Origin of the sequence: Allomuricauda sp. TY007, assembly GCF_010468565.1 — a bacterium.
Classification (GTDB): Bacteria; Bacteroidota; Bacteroidia; order Flavobacteriales; family Flavobacteriaceae; genus Flagellimonas.
Genome location: NZ_WUEG01000007.1, coordinates 72,762 through 91,346, shown reverse-complemented (window position 1 = coordinate 91,346; position 18,585 = coordinate 72,762). Strand labels below are relative to the sequence as shown.

Annotated in this window: 20 protein-coding genes; 13 read left to right on the top strand and 7 right to left on the bottom strand. The window is 43.2% G+C overall.

The features are described from left to right. Nucleotides 1-265: 265 nt before the first annotated feature. Complete coding sequence (ppsA, locus tag GO009_RS09400; protein ID WP_163625956.1) at nt 266-2,665, bottom strand: phosphoenolpyruvate synthase; 2,400 nt, start codon at nt 2,663-2,665, stop codon at nt 266-268. Between the two features lie 252 nt (nt 2,666-2,917). On the opposite strand from ppsA, the gene GO009_RS09395 reads away from it, so the two are divergent. From GO009_RS09395 to GO009_RS09380, 4 genes are all read left to right on the top strand, one after another. Continuing rightward, on the top strand, nt 2,918-3,427 hold the full coding sequence (locus GO009_RS09395; RefSeq protein WP_203532426.1) for a nicotinate-nucleotide adenylyltransferase: 510 nt from the start codon (nt 2,918-2,920) through the stop codon (nt 3,425-3,427). A 48-nt stretch (nt 3,428-3,475) separates the two neighbouring features. Continuing rightward, nucleotides 3,476-3,682 (top strand): dodecin family protein, encoded by a 207-nt coding sequence (locus GO009_RS09390; protein WP_163625955.1) that lies wholly within the window; start codon nt 3,476-3,478, stop codon nt 3,680-3,682. Nucleotides 3,683-3,814: 132 nt separating this feature from the next. Next, a complete protein-coding gene (locus GO009_RS09385) occupies nt 3,815-4,453 on the top strand; it encodes a class I SAM-dependent methyltransferase (RefSeq protein ID WP_163625954.1) in 639 nt (212 codons plus the stop codon). Continuing rightward, the gene (locus tag GO009_RS09380; RefSeq protein WP_163625953.1) at nt 4,450-4,860 is read left to right on the top strand and encodes an archease; all 411 of its coding nucleotides are present in this window, start codon (nt 4,450-4,452) and stop codon (nt 4,858-4,860) included. Before GO009_RS09385 ends, GO009_RS09380 begins: the two co-directional genes overlap by 4 nt. 49 nt (nt 4,861-4,909) lie before the next feature. Here the strand turns inward: GO009_RS09380 and GO009_RS09375 are convergent, their stop codons facing one another. Next, entirely contained in the window at nt 4,910-5,533 is a 624-nt protein-coding gene (locus GO009_RS09375) for a phosphoribosyltransferase (protein ID WP_163625952.1), read from the bottom strand. Then, on the bottom strand, nt 5,526-6,191 hold the full coding sequence (locus GO009_RS09370; RefSeq protein WP_163625951.1) for a dienelactone hydrolase family protein: 666 nt from the start codon (nt 6,189-6,191) through the stop codon (nt 5,526-5,528). The genes GO009_RS09375 and GO009_RS09370 overlap by 8 nt, the downstream gene beginning before the upstream one ends. Before the next feature lie 284 nt (nt 6,192-6,475). Here GO009_RS09370 and GO009_RS09365 point away from each other — a divergent pair, with 284 nt between their 5' ends. The 5 genes from GO009_RS09365 (at nt 6,476) to GO009_RS09350 (ending at nt 10,284) form a co-directional block, all read left to right on the top strand. After that, nucleotides 6,476-6,727, top strand: coding sequence for a hypothetical protein (locus GO009_RS09365; RefSeq protein ID WP_163625950.1), 252 nt, complete (start codon nt 6,476-6,478; stop codon nt 6,725-6,727). Continuing rightward, nucleotides 6,724-7,269: a hypothetical protein gene (locus GO009_RS09360; RefSeq protein ID WP_163625949.1), complete on the top strand. Its 546-nt coding sequence runs from the start codon at nt 6,724-6,726 to the stop codon at nt 7,267-7,269. Before GO009_RS09365 ends, GO009_RS09360 begins: the two co-directional genes overlap by 4 nt. 65 nt (nt 7,270-7,334) lie before the next feature. Then, nucleotides 7,335-7,490, top strand: coding sequence for a hypothetical protein (locus GO009_RS17520; RefSeq protein ID WP_203532425.1), 156 nt, complete (start codon nt 7,335-7,337; stop codon nt 7,488-7,490). Nucleotides 7,491-7,666: 176 nt separating this feature from the next. Continuing rightward, nucleotides 7,667-8,515, top strand: a complete 849-nt coding sequence (locus tag GO009_RS09355; protein ID WP_163625948.1) for a universal stress protein — start codon at nt 7,667-7,669, stop codon at nt 8,513-8,515. Between the two features lie 50 nt (nt 8,516-8,565). Further along, on the top strand, nt 8,566-10,284 hold the full coding sequence (locus tag GO009_RS09350) for an adenosylcobalamin-dependent ribonucleoside-diphosphate reductase (protein ID WP_163625947.1): 1,719 nt from the start codon (nt 8,566-8,568) through the stop codon (nt 10,282-10,284). A 14-nt stretch (nt 10,285-10,298) separates the two neighbouring features. Here the strand turns inward: GO009_RS09350 and GO009_RS09345 are convergent, their stop codons facing one another. Beyond that, on the bottom strand, nt 10,299-10,679 hold the full coding sequence (locus GO009_RS09345; RefSeq protein WP_163625946.1) for a hypothetical protein: 381 nt from the start codon (nt 10,677-10,679) through the stop codon (nt 10,299-10,301). Between the two features lie 121 nt (nt 10,680-10,800). Here GO009_RS09345 and GO009_RS09340 point away from each other — a divergent pair, with 121 nt between their 5' ends. The 4 genes from GO009_RS09340 (at nt 10,801) to GO009_RS09325 (ending at nt 13,906) form a co-directional block, all read left to right on the top strand. Then, nucleotides 10,801-11,187 (top strand): hypothetical protein, encoded by a 387-nt coding sequence (locus GO009_RS09340; RefSeq protein WP_163625945.1) that lies wholly within the window; start codon nt 10,801-10,803, stop codon nt 11,185-11,187. 172 nt (nt 11,188-11,359) lie between these two features. Beyond that, nucleotides 11,360-12,151: an ABC transporter permease gene (locus tag GO009_RS09335; RefSeq protein WP_163626057.1), complete on the top strand. Its 792-nt coding sequence runs from the start codon at nt 11,360-11,362 to the stop codon at nt 12,149-12,151. After that, nucleotides 12,148-12,927, top strand: a complete 780-nt coding sequence (locus tag GO009_RS09330) for an ABC transporter ATP-binding protein (protein WP_163625944.1) — start codon at nt 12,148-12,150, stop codon at nt 12,925-12,927. The genes GO009_RS09335 and GO009_RS09330 overlap by 4 nt, the downstream gene beginning before the upstream one ends. Nucleotide 12,928: 1 nt before the next feature. Beyond that, nucleotides 12,929-13,906 (top strand): MlaD family protein, encoded by a 978-nt coding sequence (locus GO009_RS09325; protein ID WP_163625943.1) that lies wholly within the window; start codon nt 12,929-12,931, stop codon nt 13,904-13,906. A gap of 44 nt (nt 13,907-13,950) precedes the next feature. On the opposite strand, the gene GO009_RS09320 is transcribed toward GO009_RS09325, so the two are convergent. The 3 genes from GO009_RS09320 to GO009_RS09310 form a co-directional block, all read right to left on the bottom strand. Next, nucleotides 13,951-15,030 (bottom strand): response regulator, encoded by a 1,080-nt coding sequence (locus tag GO009_RS09320; protein WP_163625942.1) that lies wholly within the window; start codon nt 15,028-15,030, stop codon nt 13,951-13,953. Continuing rightward, on the bottom strand, nt 14,999-17,581 hold the full coding sequence (locus GO009_RS09315; RefSeq protein ID WP_163625941.1) for a PAS domain S-box protein: 2,583 nt from the start codon (nt 17,579-17,581) through the stop codon (nt 14,999-15,001). Before GO009_RS09315 ends, GO009_RS09320 begins: the two co-directional genes overlap by 32 nt. Nucleotides 17,582-18,056: 475 nt before the next feature. Continuing rightward, on the bottom strand, nt 18,057-18,521 hold the full coding sequence (locus tag GO009_RS09310) for an Hsp20/alpha crystallin family protein (RefSeq protein ID WP_163625940.1): 465 nt from the start codon (nt 18,519-18,521) through the stop codon (nt 18,057-18,059). Between the last annotated feature and the right edge of the window lie 64 nt (nt 18,522-18,585).

The window sequence follows — 18,585 nt, the reverse complement described above, 5'->3', positions numbered from 1 at the left end:
AAGAAGTTATCCTATCCAACGCTCTTTTCTGGAATGCTACTTACTTTTATCCCTAAACGCTTTCACCGCTCCAAAAGGAGTCAAAAAATAGTTGTATCCTCTTCTGCATTTCTTACACCAATGGTTTTTATCTTCAAAGAACGTATTGTATCTTAATCTTGGCACTAAATTAAGGCGATTGTTCCGCTTGTGGAATGATTTGGATCAGTTTGGTGCTTTTTTTCAAACTTTAACATTTTAGATTTCGGTTCCGCTTCCCACTTTTTCAAGCCAAAAAAGTGCTCTTTCTGTCCACCATTCGCTTTTCTGCCTTGCCAATGTTCTCCATGCCCTGCAGCAGTGCATCCGGGTTAAAGGAAATACTATTTATTCCCTGATCCACCAAAAACGTGGCAAACTCAGGAAAATCACTTGGGGCTTGGCCGCAAAGTCCAATTTTGGTCTCGGTCTTTTTTGCGGATGAGATGGCCATGGAAATCATCTTTTTGGCAGCGGCTTCATTTTCATCAAATAGGTTGCCCATGATTTCCGAATCACGGTCGATGCCTAAAGTTAGCTGTGTAAGATCGTTGGATCCGATGGAGAACCCATCAAAAATTTGTGCAAACTCCTCGGCCATGATCACATTGCTGGGAATTTCCACCATAGTATAGATCTCAAGCCCGTTTTCTCCTCTTCCCAAGCCGTTTTCCTCCATCATCAAAAGGACTTTCTTGCCCTCCAAAGGGGTGCGGCAAAAGGGCATCATTACTTTAAGATTGGTCAAACCCATAATATCCCTGACCCTTTTAATCGCCGCGCATTCAAGGGCAAATCCGGCCTTGTATCGTTCGTTGTAATAGCGGGACGCCCCCCTAAAACCCAGCATTGGATTTTCCTCTTCGGGCTCAAAATCCTTTCCTCCGATGAGGTTGGCATATTCATTCGTCTTGAAATCGCTGAGGCGCACAATGACTTCCTTAGGATAAAAAGCTGCCGCAATGGTGGCAATTCCCTGTGCAAGCTGGTCTATAAAGTAATCCGTCCTGTTCGGATAGCCCTCTGTGAGTTTATCGATCTCTTTTTTCACCTCTTTGTTTTTGATGCTTTCAAAATTCACCAAGGCCATGGGATGGATCTTCACCGAATGTGTAATGATAAATTCCATACGCAACAACCCTACGCCATCATTTGGATAAAAAGAAAGCTGGAACGCACTCTCGGGGTCGGCCAAGATCAGTTTGACCTCGGTTTTGGGTTTGTGAATATTGGAGAGGTTTACTTTGTTCTCCTCAAACTGCAAAGCCCCATCGTAAACATGGCCCGTTTTGCCCTGGGCACAGGAAAGTGTCACCATTTGGCCGTCCTGGAGCCTATCGGTGGCATTGCCGCAGCCAACAATGGCCGGCACCCCCAATTCGCGGGCCACGATGGCTGCATGGCTGGTACGTCCACCTTTGTTGGTAATAATGCCTCCCACTTGTTTCAGCAGCGGATCCCAATCGGGAGTTATCGTATCGGTTACGATCACGTGCTCCGAACTCAGGTTCTTGGCTTCCTTGGGGGACTTTAACTGGGTGACCTTGCCCACCCTGATTTTGCTGCCCACAGCATTTCCTGAAACGAGTTTGGTTCCTTTTTCAATCAGTCTGTACTGGACATAAGTGTTCTTGTCCTTGCCCTGATGTACTGTTTCTGGCCGTGCCTGAATGATGAAAAGTTCTCCGGATAGCCCGTCCTTTGCCCATTCAATGTCCATGGGCTTTTGGTAATGGTTCTCTATGGCCAGGGTCCAATGGGCCAGTTGCCCTATTTCTTCATCGGAGAGGACAAATAGGTTCTGTTTGGCAACCGGGGTCTGGATGTTTACCGTTGGCTCCCCAGACCTTTCGGTGTTATAGATCATGGTCAAACGCTTGTCGCCCTTCTTTTTTTGGAGGATAGGGAAATGCCCCGTTTTCAAGGTGGGCTTAAAAACATAGAATTCATCGGGATTAACATTGCCTTGGACAATGTTTTCCCCAAGGCCCCAAACACCCGAAAGCAAAATGACGTTTTCAAAACCCGATTCTGGTTCTATCGTGAACCCCACCCCAGAACAGCCTTCGTCTGCCCGAACCATTTGCTGCACACCTACCGAGAGGGCAACATTCGAATGTTTGAAGCCTTTGTCATTTCGGTATTTGATGGCCCGATCCGTGTATAGGGAGGCAAAACACTTTTTCACCGCTTTCAAAAGGGCCTCCTCTCCTTTTATGTTCAAAAAGGTATCATGTTGACCAGCAAAGCTCGCCCCGGGAAGGTCTTCGGCCGTCGCACTGCTCCTCACAGCAACCGTGGCAGGGTGTTTCTTGTCAAGATTTTGATAGGCTTCCACTATTTTTTGGGAAAAGGTGTCGGAGAAGGTACCGCTTAAAATCAGTTCTCTGGCTTTTTTGCCTATTTCGGACAAGTTGCGGTAGGTGGAGATATCCAAATTGGCCAAAATGTCTTCCAAAGGTTTTCGGAGGTGGTTTTTGTCCAAATAATCCCAGAAGGCATCCGATGTGGTAGCGAAGCCGTTGGGAACTCGAACCCCTTCCTTGGTCAGTTCATTGAACATTTCGCCCAGAGAAGCATTTTTACCTCCTACTTTGGGTAAGTCATCTATATGTATCTCATTGAAAGGTTTGATGTAAGTGCCCATGGTTTTGGATTTAGGCAACAAATATCATGGCGAGGTTAATAATTCCCAATGATTTATGTCAGTCCAAACACTATCAGTATGGTAGATAACTATCAAGTTCACAATAAATTGAAAATAATAATACAATATTTGAAGGAGTGATCTAGGTCATTGTGAAAGGTATGGCTTCCCAATAATTTTAGTGATAACAATGCCACAGATCCAATACGGGATCAACGGTATTGCCCAGACATTAACAAAAACACTATAATCATGAAAAAGTTACTTTTAACACTATTGTCCTTGGGGATTGCCATCTCTTTGCATTCCCAGATCATCAAGACAGAAGAATTGTCGGAGGTGATTGTTTACGCGACCAATTACAAGTATCTGAACAACATCGATACTGAGGAAGAAGCTTCTATCCCTGTTGAAATGCTGAGGAGAAAAGTGGCGGCCTTCGATGTAAAAGGTTCTGAGTATTATCAGGATGACTATGACCTGTACAACATCAATTTCTTTATCCCCGAAGGAAAGATACTTGCCGCCTATGACAAGGACGGAAGAATCATCCGGACTGCGGAAAGGTTTAAGAACATTAATTTGCCCAATACCGTAAAAAAGGCCGTTTTGGACAGATTTCCCGAATGGACCATTACCAAGGACATCTATTTGGTCACTTACCACAACGAAAAAGGTGCCACCAAAAAATACAAATTAAAATTGGAAAATGGTGACAAGGTATTGCGGGTGAAAGTGGATGAGAAAGGGGAATTTCTATAAGCTTCGGCCTGTACCGGGCTATTTTACAAATCATAAAATTATAATATCATGTCAGTATTGAAAGTCGTTGAAATTTTGGGAAACTCCACGGTGAGTTTCGAGGATGCCGTAAACAACATTGTAAAAGAGGCGTCAAAAACTATTAGGAACATCAAATCTGTTTACGTGAAGGACATGCAGGTCTGTATAAAGAACAACCAAATTTCCGAGTACCGTGTAAATGCAAAGGTTACTTTTGGAATAGATGGTGAATAATTCCTAGTTAGTTGGTTTTGTTTGTATGGTCCGTGCTGGTCTTCTGGCTTCGGGCCATATAATTTGTAATGGTCGACCTGCATTATTGTGGATCGTGCGACCAATAACTAAATTTTCTAAAAACAGTAAGCTATGGCAACTACAGAAGTATTTGATGAATATGTGTCGCAATACGAGCAATGGTATGAGGATCACCCCGAGGTGTATCAATCCGAAATATTGGCATTGCAGGAGCAGTTTTTGGAACTGCCCCAGAACATTAGGGGCATTGAAGTAGGCCTGGGTACCGGAAGGTTTTCCGAGCCCTTGGGCATAAAAGAGGGTATAGAACCTTCTTTGGAAATGGCCAAAAAAGCATACAACCGAGGGGTCGAGGTCATGAAAGGCAAGGCCGAACACTTGCCCTATGCCGCAATGCATTTCGATTTTGTACTGTTTGTCACCATTTGCCATTTCAAAAATGTAAAAAAAGCCCTGTCCGAAGCATATCGGGTTTTAAAGTCCGATGGGGCCATCATAATTGGGTTTTTGGACAAGGAACGCAGTATTGCCCAATCCTATATGGCAAAAAGGGACCGGAGCCATTTTTACAGGAACGCTACTTTTTATTCGGTAAGCGAGTTGGAACAACTGCTGAAAAAAACAGGGTTCAAAAACCTGAAATACAACCAGACCCTTTTTGGTGAACTGGAAAACATTAAAGAGGTACAGACACCCAAAGAAGGGCATGGATCGGGGTCTTTTGTGACCGTAAAAGCGATAAAGCCATGAATGGGTTGGTAAAGTATAAGACAGAAATTGAGGTAAAGGTCCTGGCACCCTCGCTCGAGGAGCTTTTGAGGGATAATCTTGGAACCATGAACAATATCCTGAAAAGCGGAGGTTGTGACAACCTAGATCATTTTGACTGTCAGATGAGCGCTGAGATTTCGGCAGATAATGCAACCGATCTCTTGGTCGATTTCCTCTCGGACATACTTTCCCTTACCTATATGCATAAAAACCTTTTCTGTAATGTTTATTTTTCAGAACTGTCGGAGAACAGTATCTCGGCCCATCTCTATGGCAAATGGATGGATGGGTTCGATAAAAGGATAAGGGGTGTTTCATATCTCGGCACCCATGCGGGAAGGAATGGGGAAAATATTTGGGAGAGCCATGTCATTTTTGATATGTAGATGAACCACAGAATGAGTCATTCCATTGAATTGAAGATCACATTTTCCACTATCGGCCCGCCTGTTCTAACAAAGTGGTGGCCGCTTCCTCGGAGACTTGTTCAAATTCTGAATAGAACTGCCCAACGGCATGAAAGTTATGGGGAGTGATCAGGCAGATCACCTCATCAATGTATTTGGAATCCTGAAGGTTTTGGATGGCACCCCGGGGCGCAACGGGAACAGCCACTATGGTTTTTTGTGGATGCTGGTTTTGGACCAATTGGGCCGTTACTTTTATGGTATTGCCGGTCGCGATGCCATCATCCACAATAATGATGGTCTTACCCTTCAAAGATATAGGTGCCCTATTCTGGTGGTACATTTCAAATCTACTTTGTAGTTTTTTACGGATGCGTTCCGTTTCCTCGGTGATGTAGCTTTTGGCCACTCCATGGTCATTGGTAAGGACCACATTTTCCAGACTTACGGCCCCAATGGCGTATTCCTTGTTGTAGGGGTGGCCGATTTTTTTGGAAAGAGCTACATCCAACGGGGCGTTCAAGGCTTTGGCAATGATCATCCCCAAGGGAATCCCGCCTTTGGGTATGGCAAGTACCACTACATTCTTGTCCTTGTATTTTTCAAGTCTTTCTGCCAATTGCAGTGCGGCATCTGTTCTGTTCCTAAACATTTCCCTCTATAATTTTTTCAAACCATTTCAATAACCAAGCACTTGACACATCTGCCACTTCTCTTAACTTGCCCGGTTCCTCAAACAAGTGTCCCGCATCGGGGATTATTTCCAGTTTTTTCTTGCATTTTAGATTTTCGTATGCTCTTTGGTTCAACGAGATTACATAGGTGTCCAGAGAGCCTACGACCAATAGTGTGGGTGCCTTTACTTTGTAAAGTTCGTCCATGGCCAGGTCCGGTCTTCCTCCGCGGGATACCACAGCTTTGATAGTGTTTCCAAAAAAAGCCGCTGCCCTGAGTGCTGATGCGGCACCGGTGCTGGCACCAAAATATGCTATGGGCAATTCCTTGGTTTGTTGGTGTTCTTGGGCCCATTGCGTTGTTTTGATGAGGCGTTGGGTGAGTTTGTCAATGTCGAACCTATTTTCATAGATCTTGTCCTCGGATTCGGTTAAAAGGTCGAACAAAAGTGTGGCCATCCCTTTCTGTTGCAATATATTGGCAACATAGTTGTTTCTCGGACTCAAACGGCCACTGCCACTTCCGTGGGAAAAAAGAACCAAGCCCTTGGGATGGACAGGGATGTGCAAAAATCCCTCCAAGACAACATCTTTAAGGGATATGTGAATCATTGTATTTTGTTCTTCTGTCTTCATGTTTTTCTCTTTGTTAGAAATCCATGGCTTTTTACAGTATTGAGTGTTTTAAGCATCCATCCAAAAATGAGGCACAAAAATGCCCTATACTGTGTTGTGCCCAATTTGAATAGAAAGTTAAAACCAAGACTTGACTCTATCAATGATGTTCATCATTCAAGGTGTTCATTTTAGTATGATTAAGATCATTTTCAAAGTATGCCTTAGCCACTAATTTTATTGAATTATCATCATGAAAAGCGAATAAAGTATACATGCATTGTAGTTAACAGTTGCCTAAAACCATGAGAGAGTTGAATTCCATATTGAACAGGATTACCATATTGACCAATACCATGGAATCGCAATACCCTGAACTATACCACTTTTTGGATGAAGATCCCATGACCCTTCCTGTGCTGTCCCATCCCAATATAGATCAAAAGACCTTGGAAAACTATCTGCAAAGTTTGGAGGAGCTTTTGGGTCAATATGCAAAGACCCATAATAGGAGTGCCCATTCGGTGCAAAAGGAACCTCAAAAAAGGAAAACATGAAAGTGAAACGGTACAAAGTGGTGGTTTGGATATTGATTATGGTCGTGGCCTTATTCTTCTTATTGGCGTTATGGTACAAGAATAACTATTCCATGGATACGGTAGAGGCACATTCGGTATATTCCCCAACGTTCGACAAAAGACTGCTCATTGCCACCCAGGGGAGCACTTTTAAAGATTCCTTGGTACAGAACGTCGTCCGCTATTACGAAAATGATTCGGTATTCATTAAGATAATAGACATTTCCGATCTTCCCAGGATAGACCACTCAGATTTTAATGCAGTATGCTTATTACATACTTGGGAATATGGAAAACCACCCGAAGCGGTCGATGCATTCGTTAACGCTAACAAGAACCATCTTAAAAAGATTATCGTACTCACTACGTCGGGAGAAGGAAGCAACACCATTGAGGGAGTAGATGGCTTGGCAGGCGAATCCGTCATAAAAAATATAACCCTGTATACGGATTGGATCATATTGAAACTGGATACTTTATTGCCTCTTGAAAACAGTAACAACTACCTTTTAGAATTTTAACATTGCCGATCATCTTATCCTTTTCTATGCAGATGGGCTGGAATCAATCATTAAAATAAAGTATAATGAAACTCAACAAGAATTGGCACATTGCAAACAAAATGCCCAAAAATCCTACTGTAGATGAACGGATAGTGTGGCATTTGGAACACCAAAAGAATTGTGGGTGTAGGGATATTCCAGAGAAATTGAAATTGGAAATGAAAAAAAGAGGTCTGTAAACCAAATCTAAGTCAAGATGTAATAAGAACATTATCTCTTAAAAACATAAATCGGGCCTTACACTAAGCAAGGGAAAAAATGGGTAAAGGGCGGTAAGGTTTTGAAAATGACCTAAGTCATGGTTTGGCCGCTTCTTATATTCTAATTTTGGTGAACATTTCCAAATAGATGTACTATGAAAAAGGTATTGCTTCCGACTGATTTTTCCCAAAATGCAAAAAACGCCATTATCTATGCTCTAAAGCTTTATAAGGATGCGCCATGTACCTTTTATTTGTTGCACACTTATGGTATTCCCGTGTACAGTATTGAAAGTTGGACAATGGATTCCTATGAAACAAACCCTTTGGTCTTTTACCAAAACCAGACAATGGATCAACTAAATGCATTGAAGGAAGAACTGGAAGCCGATTATGCAAACCCCAAGCACAAATTTGTATTGCAAGGAGCCTTCAATCAACTAGTGGATGAAATAGGGGAGTTGGTAAAAAAAGAAGGGATAAACTTGATTGTGATGGGAACAAAGGGTGTTACCGGAGCCAAGGAATTACTGTTTGGCAGTAATACCGTCCATGCTATAAAAAAAGCAAAATGTCCACTAATAGCAGTTCCCGGGGAATTTGAATACGAAAGCCCTAAACAAATCCTATTTCCTGTGGATTTAGAGGTTGATTATGATAAAAAAATAATTGAGGAACTTCTTTTTTTGGCAAGTGAAAATAATGGGAATATCAACATCCTGCATATTTCAACGGGTAATAGTATGACAGAATTCCAGATGAAGAACAAGGGAAAACTCGAACAGCTTTTGAAGCCCCATACTTATATATTCCATGAGGCTCCGATCAATGGGGTCATAGAGGGGATCAATGACTTTCAAAAAAAGAACAAAATCAATCTCTTGGTCATGATCATGAACAAACATACTTTTTTAGAAAGCCTGTTCATCCGGCCGGTTATCAGAAAAATAGGCATGCATCTCGATATCCCATTTATGGTTTTGCCCCATCTCGAAGGAAAGTAACCACAAGGCATGTTTTCCATCATAATTGAGTGGGAATATTTCAACATACCATGAAACGAACAACCAATGCACAGCAGTTGTTACAGGCAAGATACTTGCTCAGGAACCCTTCGGGAAAGATTATTGAAACACCCCATGGGCTTTTTAAGAGAGTAGCCAAACATATTGCAAGTGTAGAGGAGGAGAAGAATAAAGCTGGCTGGGAGGGTAGGTTTTACGATTTGATGGCCAATCTTCATTTTTTGCCCAATTCACCGACCTTGATGAACGCAGGATTGCCCAAAGGACAGCTGAGTGCATGTTTTGTGCTTCCGGTAGAGGATAGCTTGGACGGTATTTTTAGCACACTGAAGAGCACTGCCCTGATTCATCAAAATGGAGGGGGTACTGGATATAATTTTTCAAAGCTTCGGCCCCACGGGGACAGAATTGTATCTTCCGGAGGGACTTCTTCGGGCCCGATTGCCTTTATCAAAATATATAACACGGCCACGGAGCATGTAAAACAAGGTGGGAAAAGGAGAGGGGCCAATATGGGAATCCTGAATGTGGATCATCCGGATATTGAGGCATTCATTTTGGCAAAATCCGAAGGCAAAACGCTCCAAAACTTTAATCTTTCCGTGGGGATTACCAATGATTTTATGAAGGCGGTAAAAGAGGATGCGGATTGGAATCTGACCAACCCAAGAACGGGAGAAGCAACAAAAGCCATTAAGGCAAAATCTTTATGGGGACTGATTGTTTCCCAAGCATGGAAAACTGGGGATCCCGGGCTCATTTTTTTGGATACCATCAATAAACACAACCCAATTCCCGACCAAGGCATTATCCAAAGCACCAATCCCTGTGGGGAAGTGCCACTTCTTGAATATGAAAGCTGTAATCTGGGTTCTTTGAACCTTTCCAAGATGCTCAAATCAGAAAAGGGCAAAAGAAAGGTTGATTGGGATATGCTCGAAAAGACTATCGAAGCCTCAATGAGGTTTTTGGACAATGTGATATCGGCAAATCATTACCTAATACCTCAAATTGAGGCCCGGACCAAGAATTCCCGTAAAGTAGGGCTGGGCGTGATGGGCTGGGCGGAAATGTTGGCCCGATTGGAAATTCCCTATGCTTCTGGGGAAGCCGTCAGCTTGGGCGAGGAGATCATGCGTTTCATTCGATCCAAAAGTTATGATGTTTCCGAATCACTTGCAGGGGAGCGAGGGGTGTTTCCCAAATGGGCAAATAGCATTTTCCATCCAAACAGACCCATGAGAAATGCCACCTGCAACAGCATTGCCCCTACGGGAAGCATTTCGATTATTGCGGATACGTCATATTCCATAGAACCCTTGTACGCCATTGCCTATCGTCGTGTCGGGATCATGGGGAACAAAACTCAGACAGAAATCAATTCCGTTTTTGTGGAAAACATGAAGACACTTGGGCTATGGACGGAAAAGTTGAAATCGGAGGTGTTGGAAACGGGAAGTGTCCAGCGCTCGAAAATGGTTCCTAAAGAGCTCAAAAAGTTGTTCGAGACCAGTTTGGAGATACCCTGGCAATATCATTTGCGCCACCAACATGCTTTTCAAAAATATACGGACAATGCTGTATCAAAGACCATAAACCTGTCCAAAGAAACCCCAGTGGAAACCGTTTCGGAGATATATTGGACCGCTTGGGAATATGGATTGAAGGGAATCACCATTTACAGAGACGGCAGCAAAGCGGACCAAGTATTGCAAGCCTGTAGGCTGAACAAGAGCTCCAATTGCTGAAGAAGCTTTATGGCTTATTTGTTCCTTCTTCCAACACTTTTATTGCTTCGTCCCCTGTCCGCATTGTTCTGATCGTGATACCGCCTAATGTCATCCTCATAGTAATTCCTGATACGTTCATACCGAGATCGGTTCAGGTCTTGCGTACGGTATCGGGGCGGTAATACTTTTCTCCTTAGCCATACCCCGCCATCAAAATAGATGTAGGTTCTGGCCGATAGATCGTAATAAATGCTCAGTTCCGGAAAATAAACATATCGTACAGTTTCAATTCTGTTGGGATAAAACCAGGGTGGGGGAGGGTCTGCCAAATTGTGCGAAACCAACACAGGGCCACAGCTCTGCATTGCCATAAACAAAAGGACCATTGCCGAAAATGACCAAATTCTTTTCATAATGTACCATATTTAGCAAGGCAAAGTAATATAAAAGGGACCCTGGAAAAATGATTCAGATCATTCCATGGGAGTATGGAGTGGGGTAGTTTTGGGATAGAACATTAAGTGGTTAATAATCATGGAAAAAGTAATCATAAACAACAGTGACCTGCATTTTGAACACAAACAGTGGGATTCCGAACTTGCTTTTTGGAAAGATGAGTTAAAATCGTTCAACCTTCGTTTGGATGAACTGGTAAAGCGATGGACCAAAAAGGAGGTGCTCCAAAAATTGGAACATTACCAAAACGAGTTCATGCTCCACAAAGGCATCATTGAAAAGCTCCAAGGGGAGATACAGGTACATGAAGCAAACATAGCGGCCCAAGAAAGGACCGGCAAGCCCGCCCTGGATACCATTTTGGTCAAAAATCATTCGGAGTTTAGAAAAAAAATGGAAGAACAGCGACAGATCTATGCCGATCTGAAAAAGGAATTCTTTCGATTCTTGTCGCAATACATGTAAAAATAGCGGCTTGCCATTGCTGAGGCCCCATGTGTGTACAAAATTTGGGAAGGTGTATTTGCTGATATATGGAAGTTTCAATGCTTCATAAAAATAGTTGAGCTTCAATATGGACGACGGTTTTTATGATAACCGTCATTTCAGTACCCGTTTTGCCAGCCTATTTTTGAGTATGGAAGACTTGGCAGTTCCCATGAAAATTATGGAAAGGACCAAACTTTTTTTTAAAGAGGTGGGCAACCTTTCCCATTTTGCGGGCCGTTTCTTTAAACAGGCCCTGAACCCCCCGTTCGAATTCAAGGAGTTGTTGAGACAATGTTACCAAGTAGGGAACAGGTCCCTGCTCCTGGTGATGGCCACAGGTTTTATCATTGGTCTGGTACTTACCCTGCAATCCAGGCCCACGCTCATAGAATTTGGGGCCGTTTCTTGGATGCCCAATATGGTAGGAATTTCCATAGTCCGCGAAATTGGCCCTGTGATCACGGCCCTGATCTGTTCGGGACGGATAGCTTCCGGTTTTGGCGCAGAGCTCGGTTCCATGCGGGTTACGGAGCAGATAGACGCCATGGAAGTATCTGGTACTAACCCCTTCAAATATTTGGTGGTAACCCGTATTTGGGCCGCCACGCTCATGCTCCCCTTGTTGGTCATTTTTGGGGATTTGGTAGCACTGTATGGTTCCTCGCTCGTGGAAAATCTAAAAGGGGATGTCTCCTTTAGGTTGTATTTCAATACGGTTTTTGATGCGCTCTCCTTCGGAGACCTGGTACCTGCGACCATCAAATCCTTTTTCTTTGGATTTGTCATTGGGCTAACGGGCTGTTACAAAGGATATAACTCGGATAAGGGGACCGCAGGGGTGGGCATTGCGGCCAATTCGGCCGTGGTCATGGCATCCCTGCTATTGTTCGTGGTCGATTTCATTGCTGTTTTTGTCTCAGATATATTTTATGAACTATGAATCCAAAACAAGAACACATTGTGGAAAAGGCCAAGGTTGATGACAATGTGGTGATCAAGATTGAAGATTTGCATGTCAGTTTTGGGGACAACCATGTGCTGAAAGGGTTTAATATGGCACTGCGCAAAGGGGAAAACTTGGTCATCATGGGTAAATCAGGTTCGGGCAAGTCCGTACTGATCAAGTGTATGGTGGGTCTCTTGACCCCGGACAGGGGGTGTGTGGAAGTGCTGGGAAAGGATATCAGTAGCCTGGACCAGCATGCTTTGGATGAGCTTCGTTCCCATATTGGGTTCCTTTTTCAAGGGAGTGCCCTTTATGACTCTATGACGGTACGTGAAAATCTGGAATTTCCCATGCGAAGGCATAGAAATAAATTTGGTAAAGAAAAGGATACCCTTCCGTATGTCATGGAAGCCTTGGAGAATGTGGGTTTGGCCCATACCTTGGATTTGATGCCCGCTGAACTGTCCGGGGGAATGAAAAGGCGCGTTGCCTTGGCCAGGGCAATCATTTTAAGGCCAAAATTGATCATGTACGATGAGCCCACCAGTGGATTGGACCCCATAACAGCAAAGGAGATCATCGAGTTGATGCGCAACATCCAAAAAAAGTATGGTACCTCGGCCCTGATCATCACCCATGACGTGGATTGTGCAAGGGTCGTTTCGGAACGGATGGTCTTGCTGGTGGATGGAACAAATTATGCCGAAGGCACCTACGGGGAACTGTCGGCATCGTCGGACCCTATGGTAAACGCATTTTTTAAAAAGTGATATGGCTTCAAAAACTTCATCTGAAAACATAAGGCTTGGCATCTTCGTGGTGGCCGGAACTTTACTGCTGCTCATCGCGGCCTATCTTATTGGAAACCGACAGAACATGTTCGTGAAAACCTTCACCCTCAGCGCTGTTTTCAAAAATGTGAACGGACTGCAAAATGGCAACAATGTACGTTTTTCAGGGATTAACATTGGTACGGTCAACCGCATCGAGATGATGAACGACACCACCATTTATGTATATATGACCATTGAGGACAAAATGCGGGATCACATCAGAAAAAATGCCATTGCCACAATTGGTTCCGATGGTTTGGTGGGCAGTATGTTGGTGAATATTGTTCCAAGTGTGGGAAAGGCCGATTTGGTGCAGAATGGAGACGAACTCCAATCGTACAGTAGGATTTCATCCCAAGATATGCTCAGTACGCTCAACGTTACAAACGAAAATGCCGCTTTGCTGACATCGAATCTTTTGAAGGTGACCCAATCCCTGATGGAAGGAAAAGGGGTTTTGGGCCGTTTGCTCAACGATTCGGTGATGGTGCAGGACTTGCAACGGATCATAAAAAATCTTGAGCGGAGCAGCCATCATGCCAACGCCACACTCTTGGAACTGGAGGCCATTGTGGGAAAAATTGATATGGAGGAAAGTGTTGCCGGGGTAATACTGACAGATACCGTGGCAGCCGGAAATATCAGGAACAGCATTGAAAACTTGGAGACATCAAGCCTGGAAATCAGGCAAATGACCCGCGACCTGACTAAATTGATACAAGGTATGGACACAGAGGAAGGGATGCTCCATTTGGTATCCCAAGATACAACCATGGCGAACCTCCTTATGAAGACCATGCACAACATAGAAGAGGGAACGGATAAGTTCAACCAGAATATGGAAGCACTAAAACACAACTTTTTAACGAGGAGGTATTTTCGGAAATTGGAAAAGGAAAAAGCCCAAAAAGATTGAAACGTTATTTTAATATTGAGTTTCCCGACCTACGCTTCATGAAATCACACCATATCGTCAAAATCGGCGATACGTTTCAACCTATCCTTGTCCAACAACGTGAGTTTTCTCCGCTTGTCGGTGCCCACTAGGCCAATCTCCCTGAACTTGGTAAGGGTTCGGATGGCAGTTTCCTTGGCCACACCGATCATGGAGGCAAAATCTTCCCGTAGCATATCCACTCCTTTGTGCTGGTCATCTTTCAGGATTCCTTTTTCGTGAAGTTCCAACAATGCTTTTGCCGCGCGCCTATCCACGGACGAATAGGCAATATCCAACAACCTTTCCTGCAAATGGGCCATGTTGTTGGAAATGATCTCAAGGAATTTATTGGCGACTTCTTTGTCCTGATAGACCAAGTGGATGAAATCTTCCTTTGGAATGCCAAGAACCGTGGCATGCTCCATAGCAATGGCAGTCTCAAGATAAGTGCCGCCATTGCCCAAAAGGGAGAGCTGTCCCACAAAATCCCCTGGGCCATAAAGGCCCGTTACCATTTCCTTGCCCTCTTCCGTACCTCTGTACGTTTTGATGTTTCCCTCCTCTATAAAATAGAGAAAATGTGCAGCATTCCCTTCCCTGTAAACAACTTCCCTATCACGGAAAGATTGGGATTCCCTGTCTTGTGAGGTGAGTTCCTTGCCCAGATATTCTGATGCTTCTTTAAAAAAAAGGTTGATCCCAACGGATGTTTTGGAGAAATGTTGGTGGATAAAACTGCTTTTCTTTAACCGCATTGCTATGGCATCCAAGAGTTCTTGCGTTTCATAAGGTTTGTAGATGTAATCATCCGCCCCCAAGTTCATCCCCATTCTCATGTCCTCTTTTCTATCCTTGGCAGTCAAAAAGATAAAGGGAATCTTGGAGGTCCTTGGATCCTTGCCCAAGACTTCAAGTACGGTATATCCATTGGCCTCGGGCATCATAATGTCGCTTATGATCAGATCTGGAAGATGTTCCAATGCCATTTGGATGCCAGATCGGCCATTATCGGCGGCCAATACTTCATAATTGGCCATTTCAAGGATTTCCATAGTGTTTTCCCGGAACTCCTTATGATCTTCGATTACCAGTATTTTTTTCATTTGTATAGTGTTTTTTGGGAAACTCCAGTTTAAAGGTGCTTCCATGGTTTTCCCTGCTTTCAAAATCTATTTTTCCGCCCATGAGCTCCACATATGTTTTGACTAAATGAAGACCGAGACCTGTACCTGCAATGTTGACACTGTTCTTGGCCCTGAAGAAACGCTGAAAAAGATGCTTTTGGTCATCTTCCGGAATTCCTATTCCTCGATCTGTTACACAAAGGTGCAGTTGGCGGTCCTTGTCCTCGATTTTTAAAATGATGGGTTGGTCCTCATCAGAATATTTGATCGCATTGTTGAGCAGGTTCGAGAGCACTAGGTGCATAAGTTTAGGATCCAAAAAGGTTTCCAGTTCGACTTTTTCACTTTCCAGAATGATGGACTGCCCTTTTCTCTTTCCCATTCTCACTTTTTCAATCAGGGACCTGGAAAAATGGATAAGGTCAAAATATTCGGGCGAGGCCTTGGTCTCTCCCTCGTCCAATTTGGTCACCGACAGGAAATCGTTGAGTATGTTGACCAAATGCCGAACATTGGACTTGATCTTTTCCAAATGGGCCAACCTTTTATCGTCCTTGTCGGGAGTGTTCAACCTTTCTATGAGTGAAGCGGAGGAAAGAATGACACTCAGTGGTGCCCTGAACTCGTGAGACGTTGTACTGATGAACTGGGTCTTCAGCTCGCTCAGCTCTTTTTCCTTGATAAGGTTTTGGAGCATTTTTTCTTCGTTCCGTTTTCTGTCCGATATATTGAATAAGACAAGAAGCGCAAGGGAGGCCTTTCCATTTTCAATGAACAGGGGGGTGGTGTTAACGATATAGTTTCTTTTTTGGTATTCTATTTCAAAACTTAAATGTTTGCCTCTCAATGTTTGCTTTATGCAGGTCAGTAAGAGCGGTTTGCTATTTGCCGAAAAACCATCAAGCTCGTTTATGGACAATTCCCGGTTTGAACGGATCTGGTGTTGGAGGAACTTTAGTTCGGTACCTTCCACAAAGCTTATTTGCATTTGCTCGTTTACCAGAATGAGGGCACCCTTTGGAAATTTTTGGGCAATGGACAATAAAATAGCTTCGTGAATTTCCGCTCTTTTTTCCGCTACTTTGGTTTCTACTGTTTGCGCTACCAACTCAAAGTTGACCACATCTAACTCCATCAAGGTTTTTTTTAGGTCTTGTCCACTCTGTTTCACTTTCATTTCCAGACCTTTGGATCTCGCTTCCAATCGCTCTTGGTTCATTAGGAGTCTTTTTCTGATTTTATCCTGTTCAATGGTCAAACCTACGAGTCCCGCCATCTCATCCACTAAGTCTTCCTTCTGGGGCGACCTCATAAATCCATCGGGATAAAAAATGGACAATACGCCCATAACGTTGTCATCTATGTCCAATATGGGAGTGGAACTGATAGATTTGATGCCTGCTTCGGTCAGTGCAGCCTCATGTCTGGACCATGAAAGCTCTTCAAGGATATTGGTAACACTTTCCTTTTTTTTGGTCTGCATGGCCCGCAAACATGGACACGGGGCGGATGTCTCCAAAATTTGGTCCATGGCCTTGGCAATGGCAGGATGGATCTTGCTTCCAGATATTCTTTTAAGGACTTGTTCGCTCTCATCATACAAACAAATGGCAACAGTGCCGATTCGCATTTGTTGTTCCAACACATCTTGAATCCGGTCAAAAATGTTTGGCAATGGCTTTTTTTTGATAATCATTTCCAGCACATCGTTCTTTGCTTTTCTCAGTAATTCAAGGTTTTTTCGCTCCGTTATATCATTTTGAATGCCTATGAAGTGGGTGGTTTTACCATGGACATCACGAACCGGGGTAATGGACAGTTCGTTCCAGAACAGAGAGCCATCTTTTTTATAATTTCGGATTTCTACATAACATGCGGACTGTGTCGAGAGCGCTTCGCGGATGATTTGAATTTCTTGCTGTTGGCGATCGTCAAGTTGTAGAAAATTGCAATTTTTTCCGATAACCTCCTCGTCGGTATAGCCCGTAATTTTTTCAAAAGCCTTGTTGACATAGATGATGGGAAACTGCTCCAATTGGGCATTGGAGATTACAATCCCATTTCCTACTTCTTCCAAAGCCCTTTCCTTGATAATATTGATGTTACCGCCCATAATTTGAGCAGTAATATCTTGCATATATCCTTCCAAAAAGACCGTGCCTTCTTTTTTTTCAACCGCAACTCCAGTTTCGCTGATCCAGTGTACACTTCCATCTTTGTCCATTATGCGGTACTCGAGCTGAAATTTTTCCTTTTTGTCAACAGCCGTTTGGATCTTGTTCCAAACATCTTCCTCGTCCATATGATGGATCAGGGATGTCCATGTGATGCCGCCTGTCCTGCAAAATTCCTTAGGCCAATATCCTGTGATCCATTTACATCCATCACTAATGAACTGCATGGTCCTGTTCTTATCGTTTTTACAGCGAAATACGATGCCCGGAAGGTTTTCCACCAATGTCCGTAGCTTTCGGTCCCCCTCAAACAAAAGGGAGGTGCTTTTTCCTTTTTTGAAGTTTCGCTGTTTCATTTTCGAGGTCGATCTTTAGGTCATAACAACAGGTTAAGATTGAGGAAATTTTTGATTATTGTTTTGGGTCTTACTAAAATTAGATGGCATTATACCAGTGAAAGTGTTTTTTGGCGCTATATTGTAATGGAGCAGTAACAAAAACCCAATCAAATATAGTATGCGTTTGCTTATTTTATTATGATAAAAATCATGTTCAAACGTGCTGATTTATTGATGTAAATATTTGTATACCAGTTTATTTAAGGAATTCGAATGAATGGTTTTAAGGTTGTTCGGACACAAGCTAAGTTGCATTGTTTTGGAAACTGAAAGAAGCGATGCGACCTATTTGAAAAGGCATGGCCAAGGAGTAGGGCAAAGGCATTCTTCAGCATAGCAGGGATTAGGGAATGTAGTATAAATGTAAAATCCCCATTGCAGATAGGAATGAAATGTGGAGATAGCTGCAATGGAGATTGGGATCAAGGTATATTTATGAGACTTCGATTACCTTGGGCTTCTTTTTTTTGGCCTCTTCTTTTTTTGCCAGTTTGAACCTGAGAATACCATCGTTATATTTTGCATTGACTGCATCATCTTTAATGGTGTCCGGCAATTGTACGGAACGTTCAAAGGAATTGTGGCTGAACTCTCTTCGAGTGTAATTCGCATCCTTTTCTTCTTCGGATGTCGATTTTTCCGCTGAAATGTTCAAACATCCGTTTTCAATGGTGACCTTGAAATCTTTCTTGTCAAAACCAGGTGCTGCAAGTTCGATTTCATAATCATTGTCGGTCTCTTTGATGTTCATGGCCGGAATCATGCTTTTTCCGTTCCAAAATCTACCTTTTAATAGGTCGGAATCCCATACTTCGTTTTCGAAAAAATCATCAAAATCAAAGAAATTAGATTTGATAAGGTTTCCAAAGGGTCTGCTTCTAAACTTAACTAATGACATGACACATTTTTTTTAGGTTACACAATAATGTTTTCACAACTTAACTGGAACCAAGGTAATTAGC